15 protein-coding genes are annotated in these 16,569 nt (G+C 65.2%); 11 read left to right on the top strand and 4 right to left on the bottom strand.

Annotated features, from left to right (window positions below):
• Positions 1 to 192 precede the first annotated feature (192 nt).
• From ACSQ3S_RS19220 to ACSQ3S_RS19200, 5 genes are all read left to right on the top strand, one after another.
• Positions 193 to 2,811 carry an ATP-binding protein gene (locus ACSQ3S_RS19220; RefSeq protein ID WP_436143449.1) on the top strand — a complete coding sequence of 873 codons (2,619 nt, stop codon included), beginning with the start codon at positions 193 to 195 and terminating at the stop codon, positions 2,809 to 2,811.
• A gap of 140 nt (positions 2,812 to 2,951) precedes the next feature.
• The gene (locus tag ACSQ3S_RS19215; RefSeq protein WP_353398605.1) at positions 2,952 to 3,368 is read left to right on the top strand and encodes a DUF2141 domain-containing protein; all 417 of its coding nucleotides are present in this window, start codon (positions 2,952 to 2,954) and stop codon (positions 3,366 to 3,368) included.
• 12 nt (positions 3,369 to 3,380) lie between these two features.
• The gene (locus ACSQ3S_RS19210; protein WP_436143448.1) at positions 3,381 to 4,877 is read left to right on the top strand and encodes a carotenoid oxygenase family protein; all 1,497 of its coding nucleotides are present in this window, start codon (positions 3,381 to 3,383) and stop codon (positions 4,875 to 4,877) included.
• Between the two features lie 17 nt (positions 4,878 to 4,894).
• Positions 4,895 to 6,058, top strand: a complete 1,164-nt coding sequence (locus ACSQ3S_RS19205; protein ID WP_436143447.1) for a sensor histidine kinase — start codon at positions 4,895 to 4,897, stop codon at positions 6,056 to 6,058.
• A 20-nt stretch (positions 6,059 to 6,078) separates the two neighbouring features.
• Positions 6,079 to 6,837, top strand: coding sequence for a LytR/AlgR family response regulator transcription factor (locus tag ACSQ3S_RS19200; protein ID WP_436145052.1), 759 nt, complete (start codon positions 6,079 to 6,081; stop codon positions 6,835 to 6,837).
• A gap of 3 nt (positions 6,838 to 6,840) precedes the next feature.
• On the opposite strand, the gene ACSQ3S_RS19195 is transcribed toward ACSQ3S_RS19200, so the two are convergent.
• From ACSQ3S_RS19195 to ACSQ3S_RS19185, 3 genes are read right to left on the bottom strand one after another with little or no spacing between them, the layout of a single operon-like run.
• Positions 6,841 to 7,608: a transporter substrate-binding domain-containing protein gene (locus ACSQ3S_RS19195; protein ID WP_176650764.1), complete on the bottom strand. Its 768-nt coding sequence runs from the start codon at positions 7,606 to 7,608 to the stop codon at positions 6,841 to 6,843.
• A gap of 19 nt (positions 7,609 to 7,627) precedes the next feature.
• Complete coding sequence (gene purT / locus ACSQ3S_RS19190; RefSeq protein ID WP_436143446.1) at positions 7,628 to 8,839, bottom strand: formate-dependent phosphoribosylglycinamide formyltransferase; 1,212 nt, start codon at positions 8,837 to 8,839, stop codon at positions 7,628 to 7,630.
• A 17-nt stretch (positions 8,840 to 8,856) separates the two neighbouring features.
• The gene (locus ACSQ3S_RS19185) at positions 8,857 to 9,564 is read right to left on the bottom strand and encodes a DUF481 domain-containing protein (RefSeq protein ID WP_436143445.1); all 708 of its coding nucleotides are present in this window, start codon (positions 9,562 to 9,564) and stop codon (positions 8,857 to 8,859) included.
• 161 nt (positions 9,565 to 9,725) lie between these two features.
• Here ACSQ3S_RS19185 and ACSQ3S_RS19180 point away from each other — a divergent pair, with 161 nt between their 5' ends.
• Positions 9,726 to 10,130: a DUF4124 domain-containing protein gene (locus tag ACSQ3S_RS19180; RefSeq protein ID WP_436143444.1), complete on the top strand. Its 405-nt coding sequence runs from the start codon at positions 9,726 to 9,728 to the stop codon at positions 10,128 to 10,130.
• Between the two features lie 11 nt (positions 10,131 to 10,141).
• Complete coding sequence (locus tag ACSQ3S_RS19175; protein WP_436143443.1) at positions 10,142 to 10,756, top strand: PEP-CTERM sorting domain-containing protein; 615 nt, start codon at positions 10,142 to 10,144, stop codon at positions 10,754 to 10,756.
• Positions 10,757 to 10,760: 4 nt separating this feature from the next.
• On the opposite strand, the gene ACSQ3S_RS19170 is transcribed toward ACSQ3S_RS19175, so the two are convergent.
• Positions 10,761 to 11,669, bottom strand: coding sequence for a LysR family transcriptional regulator (locus ACSQ3S_RS19170; RefSeq protein ID WP_176650769.1), 909 nt, complete (start codon positions 11,667 to 11,669; stop codon positions 10,761 to 10,763).
• A 131-nt stretch (positions 11,670 to 11,800) separates the two neighbouring features.
• Between ACSQ3S_RS19170 and gcl the strand changes: the two genes are divergently transcribed.
• From gcl to ACSQ3S_RS19150, 4 genes are read left to right on the top strand one after another with little or no spacing between them, the layout of a single operon-like run.
• Positions 11,801 to 13,576, top strand: a complete 1,776-nt coding sequence (gene gcl, locus ACSQ3S_RS19165; protein WP_176650770.1) for a glyoxylate carboligase — start codon at positions 11,801 to 11,803, stop codon at positions 13,574 to 13,576.
• Between the two features lie 11 nt (positions 13,577 to 13,587).
• Positions 13,588 to 14,367, top strand: a complete 780-nt coding sequence (gene hyi, locus ACSQ3S_RS19160) for a hydroxypyruvate isomerase (protein WP_436143442.1) — start codon at positions 13,588 to 13,590, stop codon at positions 14,365 to 14,367.
• 2 nt (positions 14,368 to 14,369) lie between these two features.
• Positions 14,370 to 15,293: a 2-hydroxy-3-oxopropionate reductase gene (locus tag ACSQ3S_RS19155; protein ID WP_353399240.1), complete on the top strand. Its 924-nt coding sequence runs from the start codon at positions 14,370 to 14,372 to the stop codon at positions 15,291 to 15,293.
• Entirely contained in the window at positions 15,293 to 16,561 is a 1,269-nt protein-coding gene (locus tag ACSQ3S_RS19150) for a glycerate kinase type-2 family protein (RefSeq protein WP_176650773.1), read from the top strand. The genes ACSQ3S_RS19155 and ACSQ3S_RS19150 overlap by 1 nt, the downstream gene beginning before the upstream one ends.
• Positions 16,562 to 16,569: the final 8 nt, after the last annotated feature.

Below are 16,569 nucleotides of genomic sequence, written 5' to 3'. Positions count from 1 at the left end.
CCCCGAAAACAGACCTGGGAATGTGTGTGCGGCGCCACAGCCGCATTTGTCGGGTTTATAGTGAGCGGACGTAGCCAAACAGGCCTGCGACATGTAATACTTTGATATCATCTTTCTAGCGAGTGCGCGCTGCCCATGGCGTTCAAAAAGTTTTTGCCGTCCACTCTCAGATTCCGGCTCAGTAGCCTGGTCATGCTGCTGGTGCTGGGCGCCACCGTCACGGTGACTGTGGTGGCGCTGATGTTGGCCGAGCGCGACATGAAAGAGGTGATCGGCAGCCAGCAATACGCGCTGCTGTCCGGGGCCGCCGCCCACATCGACGAGCACCTGGCCGGCAAGAAGGCGGTGCTGGCGGCGCTGGCCGAATCGCTGCCGGCGGCGACGCTGCGCGATCCGGCGGCGCTGCGGGCCTACCTGCTGGCGCGGCCGACGGCGCGCGGCCAGTTCTCCTATCTGGAAATCTATGACGGCCAGGGCGTGCTGACCAGCGCCATGGAAGAGGCCATGCCCGAGCAGCAGTACAGCGCCGCCGGCGCCGACTGGTTCGTGCAGACGCTGAAACGGCGGCGCGGCCAGGTGTCGGCGCCATTCGCCAGCAAGCTGGCCGGCGCGCCGACGGTGCTGATCTCGGCGCCGGTCCTCGACGCCGAAGGCCGCGTCGTGCTGGTGCTGGCCGGCGGCATCAACCTGCTGCACTACGCGCCGTTCGAGGCGCTCAGCGCGCTCAAGCCGGGCAGCACCGGCTTCAACTTCATCATGACGGCCGAAGGGATTTTGCTGAGCCATCCGGACAAGAAGCGCATCCTGCACAGCATCAACGAGCGCCCCGGCGTCAACCTGGCCACGCAAAAGGCGCTGGAGGGCTTCCAGGGCTGGATGGAGGCGGAGAACAAGGATCACGTCAAGGGTATTTATTCGTATCGCCGACTGCAGCACGCGCGCTGGATCGCCGCGGCGCGCTTCCCCAGCGACGAGGCGCTGGCGCCGCTGCGCGAATTGCGCTATGAGGCGGCCATCGCTTCGACGGTGTTCGCCGGGCTGGCGGGCGTGCTGGCGTGGGTGGGCATCGCCCGCCTGCTGCACCCCCTGCAGCGGCTGCGCCGCAACATCGCCGAGGTCAAGGACAGCCGCGCCGGCATCCAGGTGCTGCAGCTGCACCGCAAGGACGAAATCGGCGAATTGAGCGGCGCCTTCTACCGCCTGATGGCCGAACGGGAAGCGGCGCAGATGCGCACCTACGAAAGCGAAAAACGCGCGCGCATCCTGGCCGACAACCTGCCGCTACTGGTGGCCTACGTGGACCGCGAGCTGCGCTACCTGTTCACCAACGAGCACTATCGCACGCAGTGGGGCATCGATCCGCAATCGATGCTGGGCAAGACCGTGAGCCAGGTGTTCGGCGAGGCGGCGTCCGCCCCGTGGCTTGACGACCTGGCGCAGGCGCTGTCGGGCCGCCGCCTGCACTATGAACGGGAACTGCTGCTCAACGGCCAGGTCCAGCATTTCATGGTCGACCTGGTGCCCGATATCGCCGCCGGCGGCGAGGTGCTGGGCACCTACCTGATGGCGATGGATATCACCGACCGCAAGAACGCGGAACTGATGCAGGCTGCCGGCGAGCAGCGCGCCGCCGCCGCCAGCCGCGCCAAGAGCGAATTCGTGGCCAACATGAGCCACGAGATCCGCACGCCGATGAACGCGGTGCTGGGCGTGGCCTACCTGCTGGGGAACACGGAGCTGAGCGCACCGCAAAAGGAATACGTGGACATGATACGGTCGTCGGGCAACGTCCTGCTGGGCATCCTGAACGACGTGCTGGACTTTTCCAAGATCGAGGCGGGCCGCATGGAGCTGGCGCCCACCGTCTTTCAGCTGGACGAAGTGCTGGACGCGGTGGCGCAGGTCATGATGCCGAACGCGGAGGCCAGGGGCATCAGCCTGGCCATCGGCGCCGACAGCGCCGTGCCGCAGTCGCTGGTGGGCGACGCCATGCGCCTGCAGCAGATATTGATCAACCTGGTCGGCAACGCCATCAAGTTCACCGCGCAGGGCCAGGTGGCGCTGCGGGTGGCGCGCGTCGACGGCGGCGCCGCCGCGTATCACGCCGCGTACCAGTACGGCGCCGACGCGGTCGGCCTGCGCTTTGTGGTGCGCGACACCGGCATCGGCATGGACCTGGAGCAGCAGAGCCGTTTGTTCGAGGCCTTCAACCAGGCCGATGCCTCCACCACGCGGCGCTATGGCGGCACGGGTCTGGGGCTGGCCATTTGCCGCCAGCTGGCGGAGCTGATGGGCGGCGGCATCGCCGTCAGCAGCACGCCGGGCATGGGCAGCGAATTCGTCGTCACGCTGCCGTTCCAGCTGGCGCGGACCGAACCAGCCGCGCCGATGGCGCCGCTGAATGAGGAGACGGGCGAGCAGTGCCTCAAGGGATTGCGCCTGCTGCTGGTCGAGGACCATCCGCTGAACCAGGTGGTGGCGCGCGGCATGCTGGAATACGCCGGCGCCAGCGTCGACGTGGCCGAGAACGGCCAGCTGGCGGTGGACCGCCTGCGCGAGCACGGCGGCGACTACGATATCGTGCTGATGGATGTGCAGATGCCGGTCATGGACGGTTTTGCCGCCACCGCCGCGATCCGCGAGGAACTGAAGCTGGACTTGCCCATCCTGGCGATGACGGCCGGCGTGATGCAGTCGGAGCAGGAGCGCTGCGTCGCCGCCGGCATGAACGACTTCATCGCCAAGCCGGTCGATGTCGAGCAGATGCTGGAGATTATCTCGCGCCATCTGCCGGCGCGCCTGCGTGCCTGAGCTGCCTTGATGTGGACGTGGCGCGCATTTCGCGCCGCCGGACCGCATTTCGCGCCGGACGCGCGCATTTCGTCGCATCGGCGGCCGTAGCCAGGCGGCGCTGGCTAGAGTGGCAGCACATTCACTCACCGGAGCACATCATGCGACTTGCCATTCTTGCCGCCGCCATCCTCGCAGCCGCCGCCAGCACGCCATCGCGCGCCGCCGACCTGACCATCGCCGTCACCGGCGTGGCCAGCGCCCAGGGCCAGATCATGGTGGCCCTGTACAATTCCGCCGACACCTTCCAGGCCAAGCCATACCGCGCAGTCGTCGCACCGGCCGCCGCCGGCACCGTGCAGATCGCGGTCAAGGACCTGCCGGCCGGTGATTACGCCTTCGCGCTGTACCACGACGCCAACGGCAACGGCAAACTCGATCGCAACCTGGTCGGCATGCCGACCGAGGACTACGCCTTCAGCAACAACGCCATGGCCAGGCAACGTGCGCCGGCCTACGAGGCGGCGCGCTTCCAGCTGCCTGCCTCCGGCGCGGTGGCCAGCGTCAGCCTGCGCTGATCGGGAGGCGACATGGACAACCGTCGTCAATTCCTCGCGCGCGGCATCGGCCTGGCCGCACTCGGCCTCGCTTCCGGCACGGCGCTGGCCGACAGCGCCACCTTGCGCAGCTTCCACCAGGCGCTGGCGCGCAATCCCATGTTGTCGCTGTATGCCGGCGCGGAAGGCGACCAGTCCGGCGACGCCGTGCTGCATGGCAGCCTGCCCGACGACTTGCGCGGCGTCTTTTACCGCAACGGGCCGGGACGCTTCGAACTGGGCGGAGAGCGTTACCATCACTGGTTCGACGGCGACGGCTTTGCCCAGCGCTGGCAGATCGGCGGCGGCAAGGTAAGCCATCGCGGACGCTTCGTGGCAACGCAAAAGTTCGCCGAGGAGTGCGCGGCGGGGCAGTTCCTGTATCCGGCCTTCGGCACCCATATCGGCCGCAAGGCGGCCAGGAACAACGACACCGTCAATGCCGCCAACACCAATCTGCTGCCGCTGAACGGCCGCGTTTATGCGCTGTGGGAGGGCGGATCGGCGGTGGAGGTCGACCCGGCGACGCTGGAGACGCGCGGGATCAAGACCTGGCGCGACGACATGAAGGCGATGCCGTTTTCGGCGCATCCCAAAATGGATCCGGACGGCGGCCTGTGGAACTTCGGCAATCTGCCGGGCAGCGACCGCCTGGTGATCTACCGCCTGAACGCAGCCGGTGAACTGACCCGCACGGCCATGATCAACGTGCCGCAACTGAATATGGTGCATGATTTCGTCGTCAGCGGGCGCCACCTGATCTTCCTGGTGCCGCCTTACGACATGCGTCCCGGCGACGATTTGAGCTTGCGCGAAAGCCTGCAGTGGAACGGCGAGCGTCCGCTGCGCGCGGTGGTCGTCGCCAAGGATACGCTGCAGCTGCGCCAGGTGTTCGAACTGCCTGGACGTTCGGTCTTCCATCTCGGGAACGCCTTCGAGGACGGCGCCTGCACCCGGTTGGACTGCGTCATGCACGAAGGCGACATGCTGCCAAGGCTGGCGTTGCCGATGCACGGCGAGGCGATTCCATACAGTGCCGGCTCCAGCAGCACGGTGCAGATCACGCTGGACTATGCCGCCGGCCAGGCGCGCGAGGCGCGGCTGTTCGGCGTCGGCGAGTTTCCACGGGTGGCGCCGCAGGTGGTGTCGGCGCGCCATCGCAAGCTGGCCGTGCTGGGCGCCAGCGCAGGCGCCGAACATATCCTCAACACCGTCAACCTGATCGACACCGACAGCGGCAAGGCCGACAGCTACCGCTTCGACGCCGGCTGGCAGGTCGAGGAGCACGTGCTGGTGCCGCGCCGAGGTGCCGGCACCGGCGCGCGCTCGGAAACCGACGGCTACCTGGTCGGCGTGGCGCAGGACGCGCGGCGCGGCCAGACGGTGCTGACGGTGTTTGATGCGCACAACATCAAGGCCGGTCCGAGGGCGTTGGCGCGCTTGCCATATCGCGCGCCGCTTTGCTTTCATGGTAACTTTCTGCCGGCTTGAATATTATGGACACCATTATGAATAACCGCAGCATGCCGCCGCTGGGCCACCCGCTGGAATTGATACCGTTCTTCCGGCGCTGGCCGCCGTCGATGCGGCGCAACCTGCTGTACACGCTGATCTGGAGCTGCGGCCTTGGCACGTTGCTGACCGCGGTGGAGATCGCGTTCTTGCACGACCGTAAGCCGCTGCTCGGCTATCTGCTGCCGATGCTGCTGATCTCCAACCTGATCGGCTTCATGATACACGGCGGCTCGATGCTGGCCAGTTCCCTGACGGACGGCCGGTCGAGCCGCATGAGGGGCCTGCCGCGGCTGATGTTCAGCATCTGCCTGGTGGGATCCAGCGTCCTGCTGGGACTAGGCCTGGGCAACGCGCTGTTGAGCGGGAAGAATCCGTTCGAATTGCTGGCCAACCGCAGCGTGCTGCTGCAATCGCTGGTGCTGGCGGTGGCGATCGCGCTGGTGATGTACTGGGTGCGCGGCTCCGCTGAAAAGCGCCTCGAACGCGCGCTTGACGAGGCGCGGCAGAAGGAGCTGATGGCGTCGACCGCGCGGCTGCTGGCGGAGGCGCGCCTGCGCGCGCTGCAGGCGCAGATCGAGCCACACTTCCTGTACAACACGCTGGCCAATGTGGTGAGCCTGATCGGACCGAAGCCGGCGCAGGCCCAGCACATGCTGGAGCGCTTCATCGATTATCTGCGCGCCAGCCTGGCGTCCAGCCGCAGCGAGGAGGCCACGCTGGGCACGGAGACCAGGCTGGTCGCCGCCTACCTGGACGTGCTGGCGGTGCGCATGGGCGAACGCCTGCGCTACCGCATCGAGCTGCCGGACGAACTGCGGCAGTTCGCCATCGCGCCGATGCTGCTGCAGCCGGTGGTGGAAAACGCCATCTCTCATGGCCTGGAGCCGAAAGTGGAGGGCGGCGAGATCGTCGTCAGCGCGCGCGTCGAGGGCGCCTGGCTATGCCTGCAGATCAGCGACACCGGCGTCGGCCTGCAGGAGACGGCATCGGCCAAGCCGGGCGGCGGCGTGGGCCTGAGCAACCTGCGCGAGCGCCTGCGCAGTTTGTATGGCGGCGCGGCTCGGGTAGAATTATTGGAAAATCAACCTTGCGGCATGACGGTGCGCCTGATGCTGCCTTTGAAAGCGAGTCCGATATCAATACTCCCCGCGCCCTGATCGCAGACGACGAAGAGCATCTGCGCGACTATCTGGAAACCCAGCTGAAAACCGCGTGGCCGGAGCTGCGGGTGATCGCCAAGGCCGCCAACGGCCTCGAAGCCCTGCGCCTGATCGACGAGGAGGCGCCGGACGTAGCCTTCCTCGATATCCGCATGCCCGGCATGACGGGGCTGGACGTGGCGGCACGGCTGGTGGCCGGCGCCAGGCCGCCGCTGATCGTGTTCGTCACCGCCTTCGACCAGTATGCGGTGGAGGCGTTCGAGCATTCGGCGGTGGACTACCTGCTCAAGCCGGCCAGCGAGGAACGGCTGGCCAAGACCGTGGCCAAATTGAAGGGCAAGCTGGCGGCGCCGGCCGCATCGTCCGCTACGGCGGCGATTTCGGCGGCCACGCTGCAGGCGTTGCTGCAGCAGTTGAGTGGCGCGGCGGTGGCTGCGGCCGCCCCGGCGCCCAATCTGCAATGGATACGGGCCTCGCAGGGCGATCAAACCCGGTTGATCTCCATCGACGAAGTGATTTACTTCCAGAGCAACGACAAGTACACCAGTGTGTTCCTGGCCGACGGCGAGAGCCTGATCCGCACGCCGATCAGCAAGCTGCGAGAACAGCTCGATGAGCAGCAGTTCTGGCAGATCCACCGCAGCGTGATAGTCGCGGCGAAGCACGTGGCAGGCACCCGCCAGGACTTTCGCGGGCGCCTGATGGTTCAGCTGAAGGACCGTCCGGAGCAGCTGGTCGTCAGCCGCAACTACGTGGACCTGTTCAAACAGATGTAGAACTTATTTGATCTGGACGTTGGTGGCGGGGATGTGATACGCGTCGTAGTAGTAACGCTTGTACAGCGCGGCCAGCGTGCCGTCCCTGGCCATGTCGCGCATGGCGCGCTCCAGTACCTCAAGCCGCTGCGGTGTCACGCTTTTGCGCGAGACCGCGATGGAACGCTGAGCATCGTGATCGGGCACGCGGTACGGCGCCTTCTCCAGGCGCCCCTCCAGGTGCAGGTCGGCGATCAGCGCTTCGCCCTGGTCCTCCGGTATCAGCACCGCGTCGATGCGGCCCAGCGCCAGCTTGCGGAAGTTCGCTTCCATGTCCTTCACGGCTTCCTTTTTCAGGCTCTTGTCCTGGTCGAAGCGTTCGAAGTATTCCGCGCCCAGCTTGACGCCGATGTGCAGCTGCGCCAAGTCCGCATAGCCCCGGATGACGGTCTGTCGGCCGGCGCGCACGTAGAACACGCGGTCGGCGCCATGTTCGCGATAGGGGGTGTGCAGGAAGTGCAGATAGGCCTTGCGTTCCGGGGTTTCGCGCAGGCCGATGATGATGTCGGCGCTGCCTTGTTCCAGCATAAGCAGGCAGCGTTTCAGCGGGCAGTTGCGGATATCCAGCGCCAGGCCGCTGCGCCTGGCCAGCTCGCGGACAATCTCGGTGTAGGCACCGCCGTAGACGCCGTTGTCTTCGGTCTTCCACGGCAGCAGTTCATCGAACGCCAGCACCAGCGGCGCTTCGGCATGCGCCGGCACTGCCGGCAGCGCTGCCAGTAGCGCCGCCAACAGTGGAGCGCAGAGTTTTTTACCTGGCCAGTACAGGATGGACTTTCGCCGCCGCTTCCTTGGCACGTGCGCGGGCGGTGTCGACATCGTCGGCGGTGGCCAGCGCCACGCCCATGCGGCGGCGCGCGAACGATTCCGGCTTGCCGAACAGGCGGATGTCGGAGCCCGGCACGCGCAGCGCTTCCGCCACGCCTTCGAAGGCGATGCCGGCCGCCTCGTGCTGGCCGTAGATCACCGCCGACGCACCCGGCGATTTCATCGCGACATTGACCGGCAGGCCGAGGATGGCCTTTGCGTGCAGTTCGAACTCGCTTTGCAACTGGGTCGCCATTGTCACCATGCCGGTGTCGTGGGGACGCGGGCTCACTTCCGAGAACCAGACCATATCGTCCTTGACGAACAACTCCACGCCGAACAGCCCGAGGCCGCCCAGGTCGCCGGTGACTTTTTGGGCGATGTCGCGCGCGCGCGCCAGCGCCAGTGGATTCATGCGGCACGGCTGCCACGATTCGACGTAGTCGCCTTGCACCTGCACATGGCCGATCGGATCGCAGAACTGGGTTTCGACCTGGCCGTCGGCGCCGATGGAGCGCACCGTCAGCAGCGTGATTTCGTAGTCGAAGTCGATGAAGCCCTCAACGATCACCCGGCCGGAATCGACGCGGCTGCCGGCCGCGGCGTAATCCCACGCGGCCTTGACTTCGGCGGCGCTGTCGATCTTGGACTGGCCCTTGCCGGACGAGGACATCACCGGCTTGATCACGCACGGGAATCCGATGGTGGCGGTGGCCGCTTCCAGTTCCGCCAGGCTGCTGGCGAAGCGGTACGGCGACGTCGCCAGGCCCAGCGTTTCGGCAGCGAGGCAGCGGATGCCTTCGCGGTTCATCGTCAGCTGGGCGGCGCGCGCGGTCGGGATGCAGGTGATCTTGCCGGCTTGTTCCAGCGCGGCCAGCGTGTCGGTGGCGATGGCCTCGATTTCCGGCACGATCAGGTCGGGCTTTTCCAGTTCGATCAGGGCGGCCAGCGCGGCGCCGTCGGCCATGTTGATGACGTGGGCGCGATGTGCGACCTGGTGGCCAGGCGCATTCGGATAGCGGTCGACGGCGATCACTTCGACGCCCAGACGCTGCAGCGCGATGATGACTTCCTTGCCCAGCTCACCGGAGCCGAGCAGCATGACTTTGGTGGCGTTGGGGGACAGCGGCGTACCGAAAATGCGTGGAGTGTTCATGAATAGTATGGACGTGTTTAGAAAGAGTAGACCAGTGTTACCGAGGTCTGTGTATCGGTGTTCTTTTTATCTTCGGGTACGTTGGTGTCGTTGCGCACGCTGAAGGCGGCCTTCATCTGCATGGTGCTGTTGATTTTGGTGCGCAACGCCGTCTCTGCCAGCGAGTGGATATTCGAGGTGCCGCGTTCGACGCTCAGGTTCTGCGTGAACTGCGCGCTGTCGCTCAGCTTCCATTTCAGATTGGCCGCGCCGCGCACCGTCAGGCCGCTCTCGGTCTCGCCGGTGGAGCGCGCGCCGCTGAAGTAGCCCGGGCCGATTTCCACATCCAGCGTGCTTTCCGGCGTCTTGTATGCCTCGGTGCCGTAGCCGACGCCGACGGTGGAATAGCGCGTGTAGGCGCCGAACTTGTCGTTCACATGGGTGGCCAGCGCAAACAGTTTGTCGTGGTCCTGCAGCAGCTTGTACGCGGCCTTGGCGGATGCCGAGTAGCGCTGGGCGGAGCGCTCGCGCACCTTTTCGCCGTCGGCTTGCGTGACCTGTTCGTCCTTGAAATAGCCGGCCAGGATGTATTCGTTGCTCCAGTCGGGCCGCTCCTGCTTGGCATCGAGCTTGCCGGTGACCGAGGTGCCGACGGTGTTGCCTGAAGTGGAGATGGCGCCCAGTTCGGCGGAATTATTCCAGCCGTGATCGGGGACGGAGTCGGCGACAGCGTAGCCGTGCGCCATGGAGAGGAGTGCAGGGATAAGAAGTATGGCTTTCATCCCGACATTGTACCCGAGGCGGAAAAACCACGGCGCCAAACGGACTGATGCTCTGCGTGCGCGGCCGCACAGATTAACTTGAAAAATTGCGAGAAAATCAATTTACTTGTTAAAAAGGACTGATCATGAACACCTCCCTACGACTGATGCAACTGTTTGCCTGCGCGGCATTGGTCGCCTCCAGCGCGTACTCCGCTGCCGCAGTTAATCGCTGCGTCGGCCCCGATGGCGTGATTCTGTTCACCGACCAGGAATGCCCGGCCTCCAGCCGCCAAGCCACCAGTGACGATGGCAGCGTGGGTATCGCCATCAACACCGGCGGCGTGGCGGCCAGGCCGGACGACGGCGTCGAGCACGTATCGCCAGGCATCGTGCGGGCTTCGCTGCCGCGCAGCGTCTGGGCCGATCTGCCGCGCCCTTTGCAACGTAAAACCATCGGTCTGGACGCGGGAACGCTGCAGGCCGCCCGGGTAACCATGCAGATGCAGGACGAGATGCGCCGTCAACGCCATGTCGCCTCACTGCGCTAATTAAGACAAATATGAAAATTTCACTAATTGCGGCACTCGCCGCATTGACGTTCACGGCCCACGCCAGCGCCGACACCAACGTGGCCTATCTGGCCCAGGTTGCCGCCTATGGCCCGGGCATCGGCGATTCGGCCGGCGCGCAGTACGGCGGCGGCATGGCATCGCTGGACAGCGTCACCGACGGCACGTTCACGCCGCTCGGGCAGCAGTGGAATTATGGATCGGTGTACTGGTCGGGCCTCGACAGCGGCGTGACGATCACGCTGTCGCATCTCGCCTCCGTCAGCAGCCTGGTGCTGGAAGCGGATAATAACGACGACTACCGCATCGAATTCCTCGACCGCGCAAGCGTCTGGCGGAGTCTGACGACGGTCGAAACCGACAGGGCCGAACAGGGGCAGAATTTGTACGGCGGCTTGCTGTCGACGTCGATCGAGGCGCGCGCCTTCCGCATATCCGCCTACGGCGACGATCACTATTCGGTGGCGGAATTCCAGGCCGGCGGCGACTGGATCGCGGACAATACGCCTCCCCAGCCGGTGCCGGAACCGACTACCTGGCTGATGCTGGGCGCCGGCCTGGCCGTGCTGGGCGCGCGGAAAAAACTCGGCTGGTTCTCCAGCTGACCATCTAGCTGATCAACCAGTAGTCCGGCCGCGCGTAAATCTCCTTTAGCATGTCGATGAAGAAGCGGACCTTGGCCGGCAAGTGGCGCTGCTGCGGATAGACGGCCATGATGTCGTACTGCGGCAGCGCATAATCATCGAGCACGGTGATCAATTCTCCCGACGCCAGCTGCGACTGGATTTCCCACGACGAGCGCCATGCCAGCCCCAGTCCCTCGGTGGCCCAGCGGTGCAGCAGTTCGCCGTCGTTGCAGTTCAAATTGCCGTCCGCGCGCACGGTCACCTGCTTGCCCTGAACCTGGAAGTACCAGCCGCGCTGCTGCCCGCCTTGCAGGTTGAAGGCCAGGCAGTTGTGGTCGGCCAGGTCGTCCAGCGTGCGCGGTATGCCGTTGCGCTCGAAGTATTCCGGCGTGCCGCACACCACGCGGCGGTTGCTGGCCAGCTTGACGGCGACAAAACTCGGATCGATCACGCCGCCGATGCGGATGCCCACGTCATAACCGTCCCTGACCAGGTCGACCACGCGGTCGGTCAGGTTGAACGAAATCTGCACGTCCGGATGCGCGCGCACGAAGCCCGCCGCATGCGGCGCCACGTGCTTGCGGCCGAACGCCGCCGGCGCCGACACGGTCAGGTGGCCGGTGGCGCGGTGGCGGCCTTCCGACACCATGCGGTCCGCATGGCCCAGATCCGCTAGTAATTTGCGGCAATGGTCCAGATACAGCATGCCTTGTTCGGTCAGCGTCTGATGGCGCGTGGTGCGGTGCATCAGCTTCACGCCCAGCCTTTTTTCCAGCGCATCGATACGCCTGCCCAGCATGACGGGCGTGATGTGCTGCCCCATCGCCGCGCGTACCAGGCTGCCCTTTTCGGCCACGTCGACGAAGGCCTCGATTTGCGTAAGTTTGTCCATGTCCCGATTATTCCATACTTATTCGATATTGTGGGTATCGAATAAAGCGAGAGTTTGTCTTCTTATCACAGCGCTTCTTTCCCGCTACGATGGCTCCATTGACTTCAATACTCAACTGACAGGGGACCAGCATGGCACGGATGACAGCAGCGCAGGCAGCAGCAATCGTTTTGGAAAAAGAGGGCGTGAACCAGGTATTCGGTGTTCCGGGCGCCGCGATTAATCCATTTTACGCGGCATTGAAGAAGCAGGGTAGTGCCAAGCACATCCTGGCTCGCCACGTCGAGGGCGCCTCGCACATGGCCGAAGGCTACACCCGCGCCACGGCCGGCAACATCGGCGTCTGCATCGGCACCTCCGGCCCGGCCGGCACCGACATGATCACCGGTTTGTATTCGGCCCAAGCAGATTCCATACCAATCCTCTGCATTACCGGCCAGGCGCCGCGTGCCCGCCTGTACAAGGAAGATTTCCAGGCGGTCGACATCGAATCGATCGCCAAGCCGGTCACAAAATGGGCCGTCACCGTGCGCGAGCCGGCGCTGGTGCCGATGGTGTTCCAGCAGGCTTTCCACATCATGCGCTCCGGCCGTCCCGGCCCGGTGCTGGTCGACCTGCCGTTCGACGTGCAGATGGCCGAGATTGAATTCGATCCGGACACCTACCAGCCGCTGGAGCCGTACAAGCCGAAAGCCACCCGCGCCCAGATCGAAAAAGCGCTGACGATGCTGAACGACGCCGAAGCGCCGCTGATCACCGCCGGCGGTGGCGTCATCAACGCCGACGCTGCCGACCTGCTGGTGCAGTTCGCCGAACTGACCGGCGTGCCGGTGATCCCGACGCTGATGGCGTGGGGCGCGATCCCGGACGACCACAAGCTGATGGTCGGCATGGTCGGCCTGCAAACCAGCCACCGCTACGGCAACGCCACGCTGCTGGCGTCGGACTTCGTGTTCGGCATCGGCAATCGCTGGGCCAACCGCCACACCGGCACCATCGAGGTGTACACCAAGGACCGTAAATTCGTCCACATCGATATCGAACCGACCCAGATCGGCCGCGTGTTCGGCCCGGACTTCGGCATCGTCTCCGACGCAGGCGCCGCGCTGAAGCTGATGATCGAAGTAGCGACCGAATGGAAAGCCGCCGGCAAGCTGAAAGACCGCTCGGCCTGGGTGTCCCAATGTAATGAACGCAAGCGCACCATGCAGCGCAAGACCCACTTCGAGCAGGTGCCGGTCAAGCCGCAGCGTGTGTACGAAGAGATGAACAAGGCCTTCGGCCGCGACACCTGCTACGTCAGCACCATCGGCCTGTCGCAGATCGCCGCCGCGCAGTTCCTGCACGTGTATAACGCACGCCACTGGATCAACTGTGGCCAGGCCGGTCCGCTGGGCTGGACCATTTCGGCGGCGCTGGGCGTGGCCGCGGCCGATCCGAAGCGCAAAGTGGTGGCGATCTCCGGCGACTACGACTTCCAGTTCATGATCGAAGAGCTGGCCGTCGGTGCGCAATTCAAGCTGCCTTACCTGCACGTGGTGGTGAACAACTCCTACCTCGGCCTGATCCGCCAGTCGCAGCGCGGCTTCGACATGGACTTCTGCGTACAGCTGTCGTTCGAGAACATCAACGCGCCGGAACTGAACGGCTACGGCGTCGATCACGTCGCCGTGGTGGAAGGCCTGGGCTGCAAGGCGATCCGCGTCACCAATGCCGACGACCTGCCGGCCGCCTTCGAGCAGGCCAACAAGTGGATGGAAGAGTTCCGCGTGCCGGTGGTGGTCGAGGTGATCCTGGAGCGCGTGACCAACATCGCCATGGGCACCGACATCGACAAGATCAACGAGTTCGAAGAACTGGCCCTGAGCGCCGCCGACGCGCCAACCGCCGTCACGCTGATGGACTAAGGAGCAATCACATGACCAAACTTGCAGCCAATCTGACCATGCTGTTCACCGAAGTGCCGTTCCTGGAGCGCTTCGAGGCGGCGGCCCGCGCCGGGTTCAAGGCGGTGGAGTTCCTGTTCCCGTATCCGTACAGCGCCGGTGAGCTGGCCGGACTGCTGAAGGCCAACAAGCTGGAACTGGTGCTGCACAACCTGCCGGCCGGGAATTGGGAAGCGGGCGAGCGTGGCATCGCCTGCCATCCGGACCGCGTGCAGGAGTTCCGCGACGGCGTCTGGACCGCGATCGCCTATGCCAAGGAGCTGGGCGTCAAGCAGCTGAACTGCCTGGTCGGCATCGTGCCGGCCGGCGTGACGCGGCAGGATGCGCAGTCGGTGCTGGTGGAGAACCTGAAGTTCGCCGCCGACGCGCTGAAGGACGAGGGCATCCGCCTGCTGGTCGAGCCGATCAACACCTTCGACATTCCAGGCTTCTTCCTGACCAATACGGCGCAGGCGGCGGCACTGATCGAGGCCACCGGTTCGCACAACCTGTTCATCCAGTACGACATCTATCACATGCAGCGCATGGAGGGCGAACTGACGAACACCATCAAGAAGCACCTGCCGCTGATCCGTCACGTGCAGCTGGCGGACAACCCGGGCCGCAACGAGCCGGGCACCGGCGAGATCGGCTACCGCTACCTGTTCGACCAGCTGAGCGTGGCCGGCTACGACGGCTGGATCGGCTGCGAGTACAAGCCGCGCACGACCACCGAAGCAGGACTGGGCTGGCGTGCGGCGCATGGCCTCTGAAGCTGGCGTTTAAACCACATCATACAAAGGAAAATATCATGTCTCGAGTTGGATTTATTGGTCTGGGCATCATGGGCGCACCGATGGCGCAGCACCTGCTGGACGGCGGCCACAAACTATACCTGCACGACATCAAGAACCCGCCGTTCCACCTGATCGAAGCCGGCGCCACCGTGTGCACCTCGGCGGCGGAAGTGGCGGCGCGCGCCGACATCATCATCATCATGGTGCCGGACACCCCGCACGTGGCCAACGCGCTGTTCGGCGACGAAGGCGTGGCCAAGGGCCTGCGTCCGAACACCATCGTGGTCGACATGAGTTCGATTTCGCCGATCGAAACCAAGGCCTTCGCCAAGAAGATCAATGCGCTGGGCTGCGAATACCTGGACGCGCCGGTGTCCGGCGGCGAAGTGGGCGCCAAGGCGGCCTCGCTGACCATCATGGTCGGCGGTTCGGAAGCGGCGTTCGAAATCGTCAAGCCGCTGTTTGAACTGATGGGCAAGAACATCACGCTGGTCGGCGGCAACGGCGACGGCCAGACCACCAAGGTGGCCAACCAGATCATCGTCGCGCTGAACATCCAGGCCGTGGCCGAAGCGCTGCTGTTCGCCTCCAAGGCAGGCGCCGATCCAGCCAAGGTGCGCTCCGCGCTGATGGGCGGCTTCGCCAACTCGCGCATCCTGGAAGTGCACGGCGAGCGCATGGTCAAGCGCACCTTCAATCCCGGCTTCCGCATCGAGCTGCACCAGAAGGACCTGAACCTGGCGCTGCAAGGCGCCAAGGCGATGGGCGTGTCGCTGCCGAATACCGCGATGGCGCAGGAACTGATGAACGCCTGCAGCGCCAACGGCCTGGGCGGCATGGACCACTCGGCGCTGTGCCGCGCGATTGAAATCATGTCCAACCACCAGATCGCCGAGGCGTAATGAGCACCTTCAATCCACGCCAATTCCTGCTTGACCTTTACGGCTCGGCCGTGAACGCGGTCAGCGCGGAAAAATGCCTGCCCGCGTACCTGCCGGAGCCGCCGAAGAACGGCCGCACGCTGGTCATCGGCGCAGGCAAGGGCGCGGCCGCCATGGCGCGCGCCGTCGAGCAGCACTGGAAGGGCGACATTTCGGGCCTGGTCGTCACGCGCTACGAACATGGCGTGGACTGCGAGCGTATCGAAGTGGTCGAAGCGGCCCATCCGGTGCCGGACGAAGCGGGCCGCGCGGCGGCCGGCCGCATGATGGAGATGGTCAAGGGCCTCAGCGAGAACGACCTGGTGCTGTGCCTGATCTCCGGCGGCGGCTCATCGCTGCTGGCGCTGCCGGCGCCCGGCATCACGCTGGAGCAGAAGCAGGCGCTGAACAAGGCCCTGCTGCGCAGCGGCGCGGCGATCTCCGAAATGAATTGCGTGCGCAAGCATCTGTCGGCGATCAAAGGCGGACGCCTGGCGCTGGCCTGCGCCCCCGCGCGCGTGGTCACGCTGCTGATTTCCGACGTGCCCGGCGACGATCCCGGCATCATCGCCAGCGGCCCGACCTTGCCCGACGCGACCACCTGCGCCGATGCGCTGGCGGTGTTGCGCAAGTACGACATCGCCATTCCCGACAGCGTGCGCGAGCACCTGGAATCCGGCGCCGGCGAAACGCCGAAACCCGGCGATCCACGCTTCGCCCGCAACAGCCATCACGTCATCGCCATCGCGCAGGACGCGCTGGAAGCGGCTGCGGCCCATGCCAGCGCGGCCGGCATCACGCCATACATCCTGTCCGACGGCATCGAGGGCGAATCGCGCGACGTCGCCATCGTGCACGCGGCGATGGCGCGGCAGGTGGCGACCCGCGGCCAGCCGTTCCAGAAGCCCTGCGTCATCATCTCCGGCGGCGAAACCACGGTGACGGTGCGCGGCTCGGGTCGCGGCGGACGCAACGCCGAGTTCCTGCTCAGTCTCGCGGTGGCGCTGGAAGGCCATCCCGGCATCCATGCGGTTGCCTGTGACACCGACGGCATCGACGGCTCGGAAGACAACGCCGGCGCCCTGTATGGACCGGATTCGCTGGAACGCGGCCTGTCGCAGAAGCTGCGCGCCAAGACGCTGTTGGAAAACAACGACGGCTACGGCTACTTCAGCGCCTTGAACGACCTGGTGGTCAGCGGCCCGACCCGCACCAACGTCAACGACTTCCGTGCCGTTTTAATTCTGTAGATAAGGAA

It is taken from the genome of Duganella sp. LjRoot269 (assembly GCF_964254095.1).
Classification (GTDB): domain Bacteria; phylum Pseudomonadota; class Gammaproteobacteria; order Burkholderiales; family Burkholderiaceae_D; genus Rugamonas; species Rugamonas hordei.
Note: the sequence above shows the minus strand (reverse complement) of the source record. Positions and strands in the feature narration are given on the sequence as shown.